At 66.5% G+C, this 15,755-nt stretch carries 14 protein-coding genes and 1 pseudogene; all 15 read right to left on the bottom strand.

The annotated features are described in order from the left end of the window. Positions 1-89: 89 nt before the first annotated feature. The 15 genes and pseudogenes from fliD to flgB all read right to left on the bottom strand — a co-directional run bounded on the left by fliD (position 90) and on the right by flgB (position 15,680). Entirely contained in the window at positions 90-1,427 is a 1,338-nt protein-coding gene (gene fliD / locus C1926_RS16720) for a flagellar filament capping protein FliD (protein ID WP_108759986.1), read from the bottom strand. A 183-nt stretch (positions 1,428-1,610) separates the two neighbouring features. Beyond that, positions 1,611-3,215 carry a flagellin gene (locus tag C1926_RS16715; RefSeq protein ID WP_108759985.1) on the bottom strand — a complete coding sequence of 535 codons (1,605 nt, stop codon included), beginning with the start codon at positions 3,213-3,215 and terminating at the stop codon, positions 1,611-1,613. Positions 3,216-3,438: 223 nt separating this feature from the next. After that, positions 3,439-3,696, bottom strand: coding sequence for a flagellin (locus tag C1926_RS21850; protein WP_254057418.1), 258 nt, complete (start codon positions 3,694-3,696; stop codon positions 3,439-3,441). A gap of 678 nt (positions 3,697-4,374) precedes the next feature. After that, positions 4,375-4,989: pseudogene (locus C1926_RS21845) on the bottom strand (flagellin); the annotation flags it as partial. Positions 4,990-5,075: 86 nt separating this feature from the next. Continuing rightward, complete coding sequence (gene flgL, locus C1926_RS16705; protein WP_108759983.1) at positions 5,076-6,284, bottom strand: flagellar hook-associated protein FlgL; 1,209 nt, start codon at positions 6,282-6,284, stop codon at positions 5,076-5,078. Beyond that, positions 6,281-8,161 (bottom strand): flagellar hook-associated protein FlgK, encoded by a 1,881-nt coding sequence (flgK, locus tag C1926_RS16700; RefSeq protein ID WP_108759982.1) that lies wholly within the window; start codon positions 8,159-8,161, stop codon positions 6,281-6,283. Before flgK ends, flgL begins: the two co-directional genes overlap by 4 nt. 8 nt (positions 8,162-8,169) lie before the next feature. After that, positions 8,170-9,381, bottom strand: coding sequence for a flagellar assembly peptidoglycan hydrolase FlgJ (flgJ, locus tag C1926_RS16695; RefSeq protein ID WP_108759981.1), 1,212 nt, complete (start codon positions 9,379-9,381; stop codon positions 8,170-8,172). 1 nt (position 9,382) lies between these two features. Beyond that, positions 9,383-10,525 (bottom strand): flagellar basal body P-ring protein FlgI, encoded by a 1,143-nt coding sequence (locus C1926_RS16690; protein ID WP_254051575.1) that lies wholly within the window; start codon positions 10,523-10,525, stop codon positions 9,383-9,385. A gap of 2 nt (positions 10,526-10,527) precedes the next feature. Continuing rightward, on the bottom strand, positions 10,528-11,220 hold the full coding sequence (flgH, locus tag C1926_RS16685; protein WP_079221838.1) for a flagellar basal body L-ring protein FlgH: 693 nt from the start codon (positions 11,218-11,220) through the stop codon (positions 10,528-10,530). Positions 11,221-11,242: 22 nt separating this feature from the next. Continuing rightward, on the bottom strand, positions 11,243-12,028 hold the full coding sequence (flgG, locus tag C1926_RS16680) for a flagellar basal-body rod protein FlgG (RefSeq protein WP_079221839.1): 786 nt from the start codon (positions 12,026-12,028) through the stop codon (positions 11,243-11,245). 103 nt (positions 12,029-12,131) lie between these two features. After that, positions 12,132-12,881, bottom strand: coding sequence for a flagellar basal body rod protein FlgF (locus C1926_RS16675; protein WP_108759980.1), 750 nt, complete (start codon positions 12,879-12,881; stop codon positions 12,132-12,134). A gap of 32 nt (positions 12,882-12,913) precedes the next feature. Beyond that, complete coding sequence (gene flgE / locus C1926_RS16670; protein ID WP_079221841.1) at positions 12,914-14,137, bottom strand: flagellar hook protein FlgE; 1,224 nt, start codon at positions 14,135-14,137, stop codon at positions 12,914-12,916. A gap of 32 nt (positions 14,138-14,169) precedes the next feature. Next, complete coding sequence (locus tag C1926_RS16665; RefSeq protein WP_108746655.1) at positions 14,170-14,850, bottom strand: flagellar hook capping FlgD N-terminal domain-containing protein; 681 nt, start codon at positions 14,848-14,850, stop codon at positions 14,170-14,172. Positions 14,851-14,873: 23 nt separating this feature from the next. Beyond that, positions 14,874-15,281 carry a flagellar basal body rod protein FlgC gene (gene flgC / locus C1926_RS16660; RefSeq protein ID WP_079221843.1) on the bottom strand — a complete coding sequence of 136 codons (408 nt, stop codon included), beginning with the start codon at positions 15,279-15,281 and terminating at the stop codon, positions 14,874-14,876. Positions 15,282-15,284: 3 nt separating this feature from the next. Continuing rightward, positions 15,285-15,680, bottom strand: coding sequence for a flagellar basal body rod protein FlgB (gene flgB, locus C1926_RS16655; protein ID WP_079221844.1), 396 nt, complete (start codon positions 15,678-15,680; stop codon positions 15,285-15,287). Between the last annotated feature and the right edge of the window lie 75 nt (positions 15,681-15,755).

The following is a 15,755-nucleotide window of genomic DNA, read 5'->3' as shown; positions in this document are numbered from 1 at the left end:
AGGGGCATGGGTTCGGCACGGGGTCTAACGTGTTATCGGCGCAGGTGGCGTGCTACTTGAGTGCCACCTGCACGGGAAAAGCGCGTGGATCAGCCGAGCTGGTCGATCAGCGAGCCGCTGGCGGACTGCATCTGCGAGACCATCTTTTCCATCGCGGTGAACTGCTTGGTGTAGCGGTCGGAAACTTTTTCCATGCTCTTGTCGAGATCGTCCAGCTGCTTTTCCAGCGCCTTGATCTGCTTGTTCAAGGTGGCCTGGCGCTGGGTGATCGTGCCGCTGGTGGTATCCAGGCTGCTCTTCATCAGCTCGGTCATCGGCTTGGCCAGCGCACCTTCGGCACCGAACAGCTTGTTGGCCGCTTCCGGGTTCTTCGACAGCGCGGTGTCCAGCTTGGCCGCATCCAGGCTCAGGGTGCCATCGGCGGCGATGGTCAGGCCCAGGTCCTTCAGATCGTTGACGTTGCTGCTCAGCTGCGTACGCAGCTGCTGCTGCAGGCCGCGCACCATGGCATCGCCGGTCATCGTCGAGGCGGTGTTGGTTTCGGCGTTGTAGGCGCTGGAGCTCTTCAGCGTCGACTGGATCGAGTTGTAGGCGGTGATGAACGCGTTGAGGTTGGTTTTCAGCGTGCTGTTGTCGGGGGCGATGGTCAGCGTCTGCGGCTCGCCTTCCTTGGCCTTGGTCAAGGTCAGGCTGACACCGGGCACCAGATCGGTGATGGTGTTGGAGCTGCTGGTACGGGTGAAGCCATCAACCACGACCACGGCATCCTTGGCCGGCACCATTTCGCTCATCTTCGAGGCATCGGTGCCGTCGTAGACCAGGCTGGACAGCCCGCCATTGCCGCCGCTGGCGCTGACCTTCAACGCGCCCTTGGTGCCCGAATCGACGGCGGTGAGCACCAGGTGCTGGCCATCGTCGGCGGTGACCACCGCAGCGGTGACGCCCTTGCTCTGCGCGGCCGAGTTGATTTCCGCAGCGATCTTCTCCAGCGTCGCGCCGGCTTCGATCTCCACGTTGATGGTCTTGTCGCCGTAGGCAATCGACAGCGTACCGTCACCCACGACGGCATCCTTGGTGTAGGCCTGCGAGCTCAGCTTCTGGTTCTGCGCCAGCGATTTGACTTCCACCTGGTGGGTACCCGCCGCGGCCTTGCCGGCCGTGGTGCTGGTATCCAGCGTGGCGGTGAAGTTCGACTCGGTGGGCGTGGTCAGCTTCATGCCGGGCTTGGCCATGCCTGTCACCAGCGTCTTCAGCGCCGTCTGCAGGGTGGTCATGCCGCTCTTGATGGTGCCCAGCGCCGACAGTTTGGCGCTGGCCGCAACACCGGCCGAGTTGATCTGGTTTTCGCGGGGCTCGCGTTCCTTGGCGGTCAGCTGGGCAACCAGCGAGGGAATGTCGAGACCTGTACCAATCGTGCCGATGGCCATGCGGGGAATCCTTGTTCTTGGACGGGCCGTTCAGGTGTCCTGCACCTGCTATCGGCCGGGGATGGGCGAGCTTGAGCGTTGAAACGCTTCCCCACCCGGTGCAAGGCGCGTGCCAACCGGCCGCCGGGCACGAAGAAGGGGGCTTTCGCCCCCTTCCCGTTACTGCAAGGTACTACCGCTGGATCAGCGCAGCAGGCTCAGCACGTTCTGGCTGGACTGGTTGGCCTGGGCCAGCATGGCGGTACCGGCCTGCTGCAGGATCTGGTTGCGGGTCAGCTCGGCGGTTTCCGAAGCGTAGTCCACGTCGCGGATGCGGCTGCGGGCTGCGGACATGTTCTCCGACGAGGTGTTCAGGTTGGCAACCACCGAGGTGAAGCGGTTCTGGATGGCGCCCAGGTCGGCACGGGCCGAGTTGATCGAGTTCAGGGCTGCGTCCATCGCCAGGATGGCGTTGTCTGCACCGCCGACCGAGGAGATGTCCATATCGGCGAAGCCGGTCTTGGCACCGCCAGCGGCGTAGTTGGTGGTGGCAGCGGCGGTCAGGCCGGTCTGCTCCAGCAGGTCGGCTGCGTCGGTCGAGCCCGCAGCGCCCACGGTGAAGTCGCCTTCCTTGCCGGTCAGCTGCACCTTGCCCTCGACCAGCGCTGCGCTGACGCCGGTTTCGTGCGTCTTGGCGTTCACGGCGTTGACCAGCTGGGTGGCACGATCGCCAGCCGAGCCGACCGCGGTCAGGTCGATCTGGATCGCCGAGGTGGCTGCGCCATCCAGCGTGCCGGTGATGGTGAAGCTGGCGGCGCCGAACTTGGACGGGATCGCAGCTTCGCCTGCAACACCGTCGGTGCTGATGGCAGTGGTGCCGGCGAAGGCCGGGGCGGTGCCGTAGGCAGTGCCGGCGACGCTCTGGGCGCGGGTGAAGTTTGCACCGTCAGCGCGGGAGACCGTCAGGGTGCCTGCGCCGATGGCGCCAGCGATGGTGGTGGCCGCACCCAGGTCCAGGCTGAAGCCGTTGACGGTGCCGGTACCGTCGGCGCCGAAGCCGGCGGTGACGAAGGCAGCGGCGTTGCTTGCTGCATCCGAAGTGCCCGTGACGGTGATCGCCAGGGTGGTGCTGCCTGCAGCGAAGGTCTGGGTAACGCTGCTGGTCGCATCGCCGCCGACGGATGCAGTGATCGCACCCAGGGCCTTGGTGGCGGCAACAGCCGGGACAGCGGCGACGGCATCACCGTTCGGCACAACGCCGGAGGCGGTTGCCGAGGTGGTGGCGCTGGTCCAGTTGCCGAGCTTGCTGATGTTGGCGTTGGCAACCTGCGAGATGTTGATCGTCTCGCCCTGGTTGGCGCCGATCTGGAAGGCCTGGTTGGTGAAGCTGCCGTCCAGCAGGCTGGTGCCGTTGAAGTTGGTCTGCTCGGCGACGCGCTGGATTTCCTGCTTCAGCAGCTGCACTTCGGCATTCAGCGCCTGGCGGTCGGAAGCGGAGTTGGTGGCGCTGCGCGACTGCACGGCCAGTTCACGGACGCGCTGCAGGTTGTTGCCGATTTCACCCAGGGCGCCTTCAGCGGTCTGGGCCAGCGAGATACCGTCGTTGGCGTTGCGGGCGGCCTGGTTGGCGCCGCGGATCTGGGTGCTGAAGCGCTCGGAGATGGCCAGGCCGGCGGCATCGTCCTTGGCGCTGTTGATGCGCAGGCCCGAGGACAGGCGCTGAATGGTGGTGGCCAGGTTGGTGCCGCTGGTGCTCAGGTTGCGCTGGGCGTTCAGCGACATGGTGTTGGTGTTGATGACTTGTGCCATGGTGCGGTTTCCTTGTTGGCAGTGTGTCCGGCAGAGCAGCCTGACCGGTTTCGGGGGGCAGTGGCTGGCTTCCCCCCAAGGGGTGTGCTACCGCTGCTGAAATCAATAACGGCACTACCCCTCCGGCCTTTAGGAAAGTTTCGGTGCTTTTTTCCCGGGGCAAATGAAAAGGCCCCGCCATCTGCATGGCGGGGCCTCGGTGGAGCTCAGGGTGCGGCGTCGGTTACGACTGCAGCAGACGCAGCACGTTCTGCGGCACCTGGTTGGCCTGGGCCAGCATGGCCGTGCCGGCCTGCTGCAGGATCTGGCCACGGGTCAGCTCGGCGGTTTCCTGCGCGTAATCCACGTCGCGGATGCGGCTGCGGGCGGCGGACAGGTTTTCCGAGTTGGTATTCAGGTTGGCGATGGTCGAGGAGAAGCGGTTCTGGATCGCACCCAGGTCGGCACGCGCCGAGTTGATCGACTGCAGCGCGGCGTCCATAGCCAGGATGGCGTTGTCAGCGTTGGCCTGGTTGGAGATGTCCAGCTCGGCAAAGCCGGTCTGCGTGGTGCCGGCGGCGAACGAGGTGCCGGTGGTGTCGCTGCTGCCGGCGGTCAGGCCGGTGGCATTGGCCAGCTCGGTCGCGCTCAGGCTGCCACCGATGGTGAAGTTGCCTTCCTTGTTTTCCAGCTGCACCTTGCCGTCGATCAGCGATGCCGTCACGCCGGTTTCGTGGGTCTTGGCGTTGATGGCATTCACCAGCAGGGTGTTGCGCTCCGTTGCGGTATTGGCGGCGCCGACGGTGATGTCGACCACGCCGCTGCCATCGGCCTTGGTCATCGTCAGCTGGCCGGCGGTGACGGCCGGGTAATCAGCGGCGACGGCAGGCGTACCGTCCTGGTGGTTGGCGACGAAACCTGCAGTTGCGAAGCCTTCACCGGCACCGGCACCGGTAACGGTGATCGCCATGTCGTTGCCATCGGCACGCGAGAACGCCAGCGTGCCTGCAGCCACGGTACCGGTCATGGTGATGCCAGCGGCAGCGAGCGCGTCGGACTTGTTGGCCAGGGCGGTGGTGAGGTCGGCCACGCTGACCGCATCACCCGCAGCAGCGGTATGGATTTCAACGCCGCCCACCGAGAAGGCGAACCCACCCGCAGCGGCAGCCGCAACCGGAGTGAAGGTGCCCGACACGCCGGAGGTGGTCGGCGTTGCAGCTGCCGCACCGCCGGTTGCGGCCTGGCCGGTCACGCTGGCCGGGGTCGAGGCGCTGGTCCAGTCGCCCAGCTTGTGCACGTTCGCATTGGCGATCTGCGAAATGTTGATGGTCTGGCCCTGGTCGGCGCCGATCTGGAAGGCCTGGTTGGTGAAGCTGCCATCCAGCAGGCTGGTGCCGTTGAAGTTGGTCTGCTCGGCGACGCGCTGGATTTCCTGCTTCAGCAGCTGCACTTCGGCGTTCAGCGCCTGGCGGTCGGACGCGGAGTTGGTGGCGCTGCGGGCCTGCACGGCCAGTTCGCGGATGCGCTGCAGGTTGTTGCCCACTTCACCCAGTGCGCCTTCGGCGGTCTGGGCCAGCGAGATGCCGTCGTTGGCGTTGCGCGCAGCCTGGTTGATGCCACGGATCTGCGTGGTGAAACGCTCGGAAATGGCCAGGCCGGCGGCGTCGTCCTTGGCGCTGTTGATGCGCAGGCCCGAGGACAGGCGCTGGATCGAGGTGGCCAGCGAGCTGCTGCTGGTGGTCAGGTTGCGCTGAGCGTTCAGCGACATGGTGTTGGTGTTGATGATCTGTGCCATGGTGCTTCTCCGTGGTTGCTCGGTTCGTTTCGGTGAGGAAAGGCGCGGGACGCGCCGTGCTGGAAGTCAGGTGGAACGGGAAAGGGTCAGCCGATCTTGTTGAACAGGGACATCGCCTGCATCTGGCTGAAGATGGTCTGGGCGGCTTGAAGGGCAGCGTTCTCCAGCTTGTATTGGCCGATCGCATCGGCGTAGTCGAGATCGCGCATCGTCGAGAGCGTGCTCTTGACGGTGACGGCAGTGGCTTCGCGGGCGCTGGCCGCGGTATCGATGGCGGCCAGCTGCGCACCGCCCTTGGCACGGGCGTCGATCATCGTTTCCGAGGCCCGGTTGAGGTCGCGGATACTCGACTGCAGGGTGTTCTGCAGTGCCGTGCGCTGGCTTTCGGTGGACGGGTCGGTTTCCAGTGCCGCGACCAGGCTGTCCAGGGTGGAGAAGATGTCGCGGGTACCCGCGTCGCTGATGTTGAATTCGTCCCCGGCCGCCGGCGCACCTTCGATGCGCATGCTGACGCCGGCCACGACGATGTCTTCGCCGGGCTTGTGCGTGCCGGTGCCCACCACCGTGCCGCTGCCGTCCACGACCTCGTAGGCCCCTTCGGCGGTGCCGGTGAAGCGCACGTTGAGCGTGCCGCCGGCCCAGCTGCCGCTGCCATCGCGGCTGATGGAGGTGAGCAGGCCGCTGCCGCTGTTGCCGGCGGCGGCGCTGGCATCCACGCGGCCATCGCCGGTCGGGATGCGCATGAAGATTTCGCTGCCGGGCAGGGCATCGGACACCAGCTGGCCGGGCGCAACCTCCACCTGGCGCTGGTTCTGGTCGCCGTTGTAGGTGACCGTGCCGCCGGACAGCTTGAACGGCGCATCGGCGTCGTTGCTGCCACCGAACAGGTAGCGGCCGCTGCCGTCGCGGGAGTTGGCCAGCGACAGCAGGCTGTCCTGGATGGTCTTCAGTTCGCTGACGATGGCCTTGAGGTCACTGGACTTGGGCACCGGGCTGTTGGCCTGGATGCTCAGTTCAACGGCGCGCGACATCAGTTCATTGACCTGGGCCAGCGCGTTCTCCTGCAGGCCAAGACGGTTCTGCACGCTGTTGGCGTTCTTGCCGAGCTGCTCGAGGCCGGCCACGACGCGGTCCAGTCCAACGGCGGTGCCGGCACCGACCGGATCGTCCTTGGCCGAGCTGATCTTGCTGCCGGTGGCGATCTGCTGCTCGAGGTGGCTGATCTTGGACTGCTTGGCCAGCATCAGCGATACCGACTGGTTGAACATCATCCCGGTGGAAATGCGGCTGCTCATCGGCGGATTGCTCCCAGGATGGTCTGGAACATGTTGTCGGCGGTGGAGATCAGCTGCGAGGCGGCCTGGTAGGCCTGTTGCAGGCGCAGCATGTCGGCGGCTTCTTCATCCAGGTTCACGCCGGAAATCTCGTCGCGTGCGGACTGCGCCTTGTCCGAGATGACCTGCTGCGCATCGAGCGAATACTCGGCCGAGCGTGCAGCGGCGCCGACCTGGGTGGTCAGGCCGCCGAGCGCGCCGTTGAGGGTGACCGTGCCGGCGTTGAATGCCTTGGCATCCTCGACCTTGGCCAGCAGCGCGGCGTTGCTGTTGTCGGACGAGCCTGCCGGGGTGGGGGTGATGTTGAAGGTGTCGCCGGTCTTGGGCGCGCCATCCAGCACGAAGCTCCAGCCGTTGGCGCTGATGGTCTGGCCGGGCGTATAGGTCTGCGGCGCCCCGCCATTGATGGTGTAGGTCGTGGCCGAGGTGAACACGATCGCGGCAGGGTCGCGCAGGTTGGCGTTGCCGACGTCGGTCACCGCAACGCCGGTCAGCTTGCCGGTACCGGTGTTGGCCAGTGCTGCCGTGCCCTTCACGGCGGCGGCGGCCGCGATGCGCGAGGGATCGGTGATGGCCGTTTCCAGACTGCCGGCCACGCCGGCGGTCGGCTGCAGCAGGAACCGGTCGTTGGTGGCCGGCGTGCCGTTCACCACCAGCTCGACGCCGTTGATCACCAGCGGATCGGTGGCGCTGCCGGTGCCGGTCAGGGCAACGCTGGCGCCGGTGTCGGCGCGGCTGGCCTGCCACTGCGTGCCGTCGAACTTGAGCACGATGTTCTGTGCATCCAGCTTGGACAGGTCGCCATAGGTCGCCGTGATGCTGCCGGTGCCGGCGTTGCTGGTGTTGGGGGTGACGCGCGGGTTGCCGATGTTGAAGAAATCGCCACCCATCTGGCCATACAGGTCCACGCCCTGGCGGTGGGCCTGGTTGAAGCTCTCGGCCAGGCCGACCGCGAGCTTGCCCAGTTCGGCCTGGGCCGGGGTCAGCACGGTGTCGCGGAACTCGAGCATGCCGCCGATCTTCCCGCCCACGGCTTTCGGGTCCAGGGTGATCGTGCCGCCCTGGGTCTGCAGGGCGAGCTGCAGGCGCTCGGGCTGGTAGGGGTCGGTCACCGTAGTGACCTTGGAGGCCGTCGTGCCCACCACCAGCGCATTGCCGCCGGCGGTATAGACGTTCATCACGCCGCCATCCTGCACGACCGCGGTGCCGCCGGTGTAGCCGACCAGTTGCGAAATCAGCTGGTCGCGGCGGTCCAGCAGGTCCGGCGCTGCGTCGGTCACGTTGCTGCCGATGGCGCCGTTGATCTGGGCGATTTCCTGGGCCAGCCGGTTGATCTCGGTGGCACCGGCGATGAGCCCGTTGTTGACCTCGCTGCTAAGGTTGTTCATCTGCGTATTGAGCTGGCCGAAGCGGCTGGCCAGGGCCTTGCCGCCATCAAGCAGGCTCTGCCGGTCGGCCGTGCCTGCGGCATTGGACGACAGGCCGCTGACGGCATCGAAGAAGTTGGACCAGGAGCCGGCGACGTTCGTGGCCGAATCGGAGAACAGGGCGTTGACCCGGTCGGCCATGGTCGACAGCTGCTTCAGGCGCGCGAGTTCGCCGCTGCTGTCGAGCAGCCGCGAGATCGCCAGCTGGTCTGCCGCGCGGCGGATGTCGGTGATCCGGGTGCCGCTGCCCACCTCGCCAAACCCGTAGTTCTGCGGATCGGCGGTGGCGAAGTCGACCTTCTGCCGGCTGTAGCCGGGCGTGTTGATGTTGGCGACGTTATGGCTGGTGGTCGCCAACGCACGCTGGAAGGCGAGCAGGGCACTGGTACCGGTGGAAAGGACGCTGGACATGGGGTTCCTCAACGACGGGTGATACCCAGCGCCGCAGTCGCGGTGCTGGCGAAGGTCTGGCCAAGGCGCGTGCCGGCGTCGGTCACGGCGGCCACGGCGCGCTCGATGGTCGGGCCACCGGCGATCGCGGCGATCTTGGCCGCGTAGCGCGGATCGGTGGCGTAGCCGGCGCGCTGCAGGCCACGGGCGAAGCCCTGCACGTCGGTGCCGGCCTGCAGTGCCTGCTGGTAGCGCGGGCTGGTCTTCAGCAGGCGCACGTAGTCGGCGAAGCTCTCGGCGGGCGTGCTGTAGGCGCGGAAGCTGGCCGTTTCGTTACGGCGCACGCCATCGACATACTCGTGGGTACCGGCGACGGCGCTCTGGCCCTTCCAGCCGGTGGCCTTGATGCCGAACAGGTTGTGCGAGGTGCTGCCATCGGCGTGCTTGATCTGGCGCTTGCCCCAGCCGGTTTCCAGCGCGGCCTGGGCCACCAGGGCGCGGGCATCCACGCCCAGTTCCTTGGCCGCGCTCTGTGCGTGGCCCCAGATGCTGGCCACGAATCCTTCGGGCGTGTTCGCGCCCAGCTGGGCCACGGCGGTGCGGGTGGCCAGGGCATCGGCCGGCGTGCCCATGCTGCCGCGGTTGCTGGCGGTGGCCGCCCACTGGTCGTTGCTGGCCGCCCAATCATCGCCGTCGATGCTGCTGGCGTACGGATCGCTGGTGCCCAGCGAACGGTGCATGCTGCTGCTGTCGCGGCCGGCAATCAGGTCCAGGGCCTGCTCCATCGGTGCCAGTGCGGGGCTGGTCGCGGCCTGCACGCCCTCCTGGGCGCCTGCCGCCATCTGCTGCAGCATGCGCACGGCCTGGCTGGCATCGTCCAGCGACAGCGAGGGCGCCGCCTTGGCCGGTGCATTGAGCTGGTAGGCGCGGCTGGCCTTGGCCGGGTCCACGCGGGTATCCAGCGCCGGGCCGTCGGCCTGCTGGCCGGACAGCTGGCGGCTGATGATGGACGACAGGCCCAGGCCTTTGCCCCGGGTCATCGCCTCGGCGATCTTCTGGTCGTACATCTCCCGGAACATCTTGTTTTCACCGGGGAACAGCGAATCACCGAAGCTGGCATCACGCATGCTCTTGACCAGCATCTGCGCGAACTGGCCTTCCAGCTGGCGCGCGACCTTGTCGACCCTGGCCGGGTCGGTCTGCTGTGCAGGATTCAGGTCGAAGGCGGGATTGATGCGCATGTCAGATCACCTCTAGTTCGGCGCTCAGCGCACCGGCCTGCTTCAGCGCTTCCAGGATCGCGATCAGGTCGCCCGGGGCAGCGCCCACGGCGTTCACGGCATGCACGATTTCATCCAGCGTGGTACCGCCGTTGAACTTGAACATGCGGCTGCCATCGTTGGTGGCCGTCACCGTCGACTGCGGGGTGACCACGGTCTGCCCGCCACCGAAGGCATTGGGCTGGCTGACGTTGGCGTTCTCCTGGATGGTCACCGTCAGCGAGCCATGCGAGATCGCGGCCGGGCCGACGCGCACCTGCTGGCCGATGACCACGGTGCCGGTACGCGAGTTGACCACCACCTTGGCAGGGGCGCTGCCCGGGGTCAGTTCCAGGTTTTCGATGCGGGCCAGCAGGCCGATGCGCGCGCCCGGGTCGGTCGGTGCGGCCACGGCCACGGTCACGCCATCGACGGCACGCGCAGCGCCCTCGCCGAAGGCGTTGTTGAGCGCAGCGACCATGCGCGAGACCGTGGTGAAATCGTTCTGGTGCAGGTTCAGGGTGATGTCGCCGCCGTTGGCCAGCGGATCGGGCAGGGCGCGTTCGACGGTGGCGCCGTTGGGAATGCGGCCCACGCTGGGCACGTTCACCGAGACGCGCGAACCATCCTTGCCCTGTGCGCCGAAGCCGCCGACGATCAGGTTGCCCTGGGCGATGGCATAGATCTGCCCATCGGCGCCGCGCAGCGGGGCCATCAGCAGCGAACCACCGCGCAGCGACACCGCGTTGCCGATGGAGGACACGGTGATGTCGATCGGCTGGCCAGGCTTGGCAAACGGCGGCAGCTCGGCGTGGATCGCCACGGCGGCCACGTTCTTGAGCTGCGGGTTGACGTTGGCCGGCACGTTCACGCCCAGCTCGCCGAGCAGGTTCTTCAGGCTCTGCACGGTGAAGGGTGCCTGGCTGGTGCGGTCACCGCTGCCATCCAGGCCCACCACCAGGCCGTAGCCCACCAGTGCATTGCCACGCACGCCGCCCACCTGGGCGAGGTCCTTGATGCGCTCGGCGCTGGCCGGGAAAGCAACGGCGAGCACCAGGAACAGCGATCCGTAGAGCGACGCCGCGCGTCGCTGCAGGAAATATCGGAATGAAATCTTCATGGCCATACTCAGAACGGCGTCAGGCCGGAATTGAAGAAGCGGCTCAGCCAGCCCATCGCGTTGGACTGCGCGACCGGGCCGCGGCCGCCGTAGACGATGCGGGCTTCAGCCACGCGGCTGGAGGGAATGCTGTTGTCCGGCGCGATGTCGCCCGGGCGCACGATGCCCTGCACCTGCACCAGTTCGTCGCCCTGGTTCAGGCGCAGGTTCTTCTGCCCCTGCACCACCAGGTTGCCGTTGGGCAGGCGCTGCACTACGGTCACCGTCACGCTGCCCTGCAGGCGGTTGCTCTGCGCGCTGTTGCCCTTGCCGGTGAAATCACGCTTGCCCGAAGCAGTGGCGCTGAGCACGTCCTTGCCACCCAGGGTCACCGGCGCACCGAAGATCGACGGCGTGCCGATGCTCAGGTTCGATTCCTTGTTGGTGGCGGTGTTGGCGCTGGTCGTGGCGGTGGTGTTCTCAAGCAGCGTGATGGTCAGCAGGTCGCCGACATCGCGTGCGCGGCGGTCCGAGTACAGCTGCAGCGTGGGGCCGGCGGCATAGATCGCACCTGCGGTTGGTGCGGCCTGCGGCGGCATGATCGGCTGGATCGGCGCCATGGCGGGGTACGGGCGCACGTCGCCGGCGATCACGCAGCCGCCAAGCAGGGCGGCCACGGCGCAGGGCAGGGCGATTCGGGCAAGGGTGGAGAAGGACGACATGGCGGTATCCCGTTGGCGACGGTCAGACGTTCTGGTTCAGGTAGCCGAGCATCGCGTCGGTGGTCGAAATGGCCTTGGCGTTCATTTCGTAGGCGCGCTGCGTTTCGATCATCGAAACCAGTTCTTCCACCACGTTGACGTTGCTGCCTTCCAGCGCACCCTGCACCACGTTGCCCAGGCCGTTGAGGCCGGGGTTGCCGTTCTGCGCCGGGCCGGAGGCAGTGGTTTCCAGGAACAGGTTTTCGCCGCGGGCCTGCAGGCCGGCCGGATTGACGAAGTCGGTCAGGGTCAGCGCGCCGATTTCCACGGTGGCGGCGTCGTCGGCCATCTTCACGCTGATGGTGCCGTCGCTGCCGATGGTCACCGACTGCGCGCCTTCGGGAATCTGGATGCCCGGCTGCACCGGGTAGCCGCTGTTGGTGACCAGCTCGCTGTCCTGGTTGATCTTGAACGAGCCGTCACGGGTGTAGGCCGAGCTGCCATCGGGCATCTGCACTTCGAAGAAGCCACGGCCATTGACCATCACGTCCAGTGCGCGGCCGGTCTGCTGCTGGCTGCCCTGTTCGAAATTCTTGGCGGTGGCCACCACGCGCACGCCGGTACCGATCTGCAGGCCGGTCGGCAGCTGCGTCTGCGCCGACGATGCGCCGCCAGGCTGGCGCACCTGCTGGTACAACAGATCCTCGAAGCTGGCGCGGTCCTGCTTGAAGCCGGTGGTGTTGGTGTTGGCGAGGTTGTTGGAAACCACCGACATGCGCATCTGCTGCGCATCCAGTCCGGTTTTCGCAATCCACAGTGCCTGGTTCATCTTCGAAGTCCTGTCTGGGTGAAGCCGGCCGCGCGGTGCGGCCCTTGGGTGAGGTAGTGCAAGCGGCGTGCCAGCAACGGCGCGTGCCGGTGCCGGAATTCCGTCAGCCGCCCAAGCGCAGCAGACTGTTGGCGCTGCGTGCGTTCTCGTCGCCGTGCTTGATCACCTGTACCTGCATTTCGTACTGGCGCTGCAGCTGGATCATCTGCACCAGCGCACCGGCGGCATCGACGTTGCTGCCTTCCAGCTGGCCGCTGTGCACCGTCGGTCCCTGTGCCTGCGCGAACGGCTGCTGCGGATCGGTGTTGGCGAAGAGGCCGTCAAGGCGGCGCTCCAGGCGTTCGTCGGCGGCCTGCACGATCTTGATGCGGCCGATCATCGCCATCGTCTGCGGGCCTTCGCCCTGCGGGATGATCGAGATCGTGCCGTCGTTGCCCACTTCCATCGCCTGGTAGGGCGGGATGGCGATCGGGTTGTTGTTGTCGTCCAGCACCGGACGGCCGCTGGAGGTCACCAGCTGGCCGTTCGGGGTGACCGACAGCGCGGCGCCACGCGTGTAGGCCTCGCTGCCGTCGGTGGCCTGCACGGCCAGCCAGGTGCCGGTCTGCAGCGACAGGTCCAGCGGCTTGCCGGTGATGTGCTGCGCGCCGGCGGTGCGGTTGAAGCCGGCGTCGACGTGCAGCGCATCCACCCGCGAGGCAAAGCCCTGCCCACGGATCGGGAAGGCTTCGGTGTTGGCCAGCGCTTCCTTGAAGCCGGGGGTGTCCGAGTTGGCGAGGTTGTGGCTGAGCGTTCCCTGCGCCTGCAGGGAGGCGCGGGCGCCGGTCATCGCAACGTAAAGGGCTTTATCCATGGGGGGCGTTCCGTGACAGGGTCAGCAGGTCATCAACGGATGTTGATGACGGTCTGGGTGATCTGGTCCTGCGTGGTGATCATCTGCGCGTTGGCCTGGAAGTTGCGCTGCGCGGTGATCATGTTCACCAGCTGCTCGGTCAGGTCCACGGTCGATGCTTCCAGCGCGCCGGCCTGGATCTTGCCGAGGTTGGAGCTGTCAGGCGCGGCGGTGCGCGGGGTACCCGACTCGAAGGTTTCCACCCACAGGTTGTTGCCCTTCTGCGCCAGGCCCTGGGTGTTGTTGAAGCTGGTCAGTGCCACCTGGCCCAGCGGCTTGTCATCGCCATTGGAGTAGCGCGCGTAGACCACGCCGCTGTCGGACACGGTGATCTCGTTGAGCTTGCCGGCCGCATAGCCGTCCTGCTGCGTGTTGCGCAGGGCGAACTTCTCGCCGTACTGGGTCGAACCGCTGATATCCAGCGTCATGTTCAGTTCGCCCGCACCGGTGGTGGGGGTGAACGTGCCGAGGCTGATCTTGGCATCGGCCGGGGTGGTGAGCTTGCCGCTGTTGTCGAACGCGATCGCGGTCGGCGTACCGGCCGGTTCGCCATCGACGTAGTTGTGCACGGTCCAGCCGTTGGTCGCGGCGTCCTTGACGAAGTAGGACACCTGGATGTGGCTCACGCCCAGCGAGTCATAGACGGTGATGCCGCCGCTGGACTGGTTGTAGCTGTTGGAATCGGTCGGATCGAAATCGGCGACCGTCGGCTGCTTGGCGTTGGCGGGCAGGGTGAAGCCCACCTTCACTTCGCTGGTCTGCTTGGGCGGGCTGTCGGTGGTCAGCAGCTGCAGGTCGACCAGGCGGCCGGCGTCGAAGCTGGTGCCATCGGCATTCGGTGCGAAGACCTGCAGGCGTGCGCCCTGCGGGTTGACCACGTAACCGGCCGAGTCGGTCTGGAAGTTGCCGGCGCGCGAATAGACGCGTGCGCCGTTCATGTTCATGGTGAAGAAGCCCTCACCGGAAATGGCCATGTCCAGGCTGCGGCCGGTCTGGTCGTTGTTGCCCTGGATGAACTGCTGGGCCACGTTGGTGACGCGCGCACCCGAGCCGGTCTGGTTGTTGGACAGGCCATAGCTGGTGGCGGCGAACAGGTCGGCGAATTCGGCGCGCGACTGCTTGAAGCCGACCGTGTTGACGTTGGCGACGTTGTTGGCGGTGACGCTCAGGTCGGTATTGGCGGCGTTGATGCCGGACAGCGAGACGTTGAAGCCCATGGGATTGCTCCTGGTAGATGCGGGGGTGCGGCTCAGCTGACGCGGAGCACGTAATCGATCGGGGCCGTGCCCAGGCCCTTGAGGTTCAGGTACAGGCCGTCGGAGCCGACGGTCACGCTTTCCACCGGCGCCTGCACGTAGGTGGACAGCTTGGTGCTGGTGCCTGCGGTATCGACGTGGTTGGCGACGATGGAGTACTTGCCCGGCGCCATGCGGTTGCCGTTGGCATCCTTGCCGTCCCACTTGAACGCCACTTCGCCGGCGGCAGCGGCTTCGACGCTGATCGAGGTGACCTTGCTGCCGTTGGCATCGGTGACATCGACGGTGACGATGCCGGCGGCGGGTGCCGCAACGGTGCCGCTGACATCACCTTCCGCTTCGAGCACCAGCTTTTCCGAGGGCACCAGCACTTCGTGGCCGACCAGTGCCGCGCCACGCAGCACTTGGTCGCTGGCCATCGATTCCTGGAAGCCCTTCACCGAGGTGTTGAGGTCGGTGATGCCCTGCACGGTGGACATCTGCGCCATCTGCGCGACCATCTGCGTGTTGTCCATCGGCTTCAGCGGATCCTGGTGCTGCAGCTGCTCGGTCATCAGGCGCAGGAAGTCGGCCTGGTCGAGCGTGTTCTTCTTCTTGGTGCTGTTGCTGTTGGGGGCGTTCAGGCCGAGGGCGGCGTAGACGTCCTGGTTGGTCTGGGTAGTGACGGTGGTCATGCGGTAATCCTCGCGGGCGCGCCTCAGCGGCCCATGGTCAGGGTGGCCAGGGCCAGTTCCTTGGCGGTGGTCAACATCTCCACGCCGGCCTGGTAATTGCGCGAGGTCGAGATCAGGTTGACCATCTGCGCCACCGGATCGACGTCGGGCTGGTAGATGTAGCCATCGGCGTCGGCCAGCGGATGGCCGGGCTCGTAGCGCTTGATCGGCGCGGCATCGCTCTGGGTGATTTCCTTGACCTTGACCGAGGTGATGTTCGGATCGGTCTTGCTGGTCACGGCCTGGAAGATCGGCTCCAGCGGCTTGTAGACCGCGTCGGCCGAGCCGGCGATGCTGTCGGCGTTGGACAGGTTGGAGGCGATGGTGCTCATGCGCACCGACTGCGCCTGCAGTGCGGAGCCGGCGATGTCGAAGATCGGCAGGTTGCTCATGGCTTACTGCCCCGTGATCGCGGTGAGCATGGAACGGACCTTGCTCTCGACGAAGCTGAGCGAGGCACGGTATTCCAGCGCGGCGCGGCCATAGGCGGCGCGCTCGGCATCAGGGTCGACGGTGTTGCCGTCAAGGCTGGGCTGTACGCCTTCGCGGGCCACCTGGAACGGGTTCAGGCCACTACTGATCTCGTAGTGCCGTTCGCTCGTGGTGGTCATCAGGCCGTTGGCATCCAGGCCCTGCGCGTTGCGCAGGGCGGCGTCGAAGTCCAGGTCCTGGGCCTTGTAGCCGGGGGTATCGGCGTTGCCAAGGTTGCTGGCGATCAGCTTCATCCGCTGTTCGCGCAACGGCATGGCCTGGGCATGCACGCCCAGGTAGTCGGTAATCAGGTTGCGCACGGTGCACTCCCACGGGAACGATGCCCGGGAAGCTGCAAGCGGTGTGCCAAAGAGGGCAGGGGTCGGACCCCCGCA

The organism is Stenotrophomonas sp. ZAC14A_NAIMI4_1 (assembly GCF_003086915.1).
Classification (GTDB): domain Bacteria; phylum Pseudomonadota; class Gammaproteobacteria; order Xanthomonadales; family Xanthomonadaceae; genus Stenotrophomonas.
The sequence above is the reverse complement of the archived record's forward strand: the minus strand, read 5'-3'. Positions and strand labels throughout refer to the sequence as shown.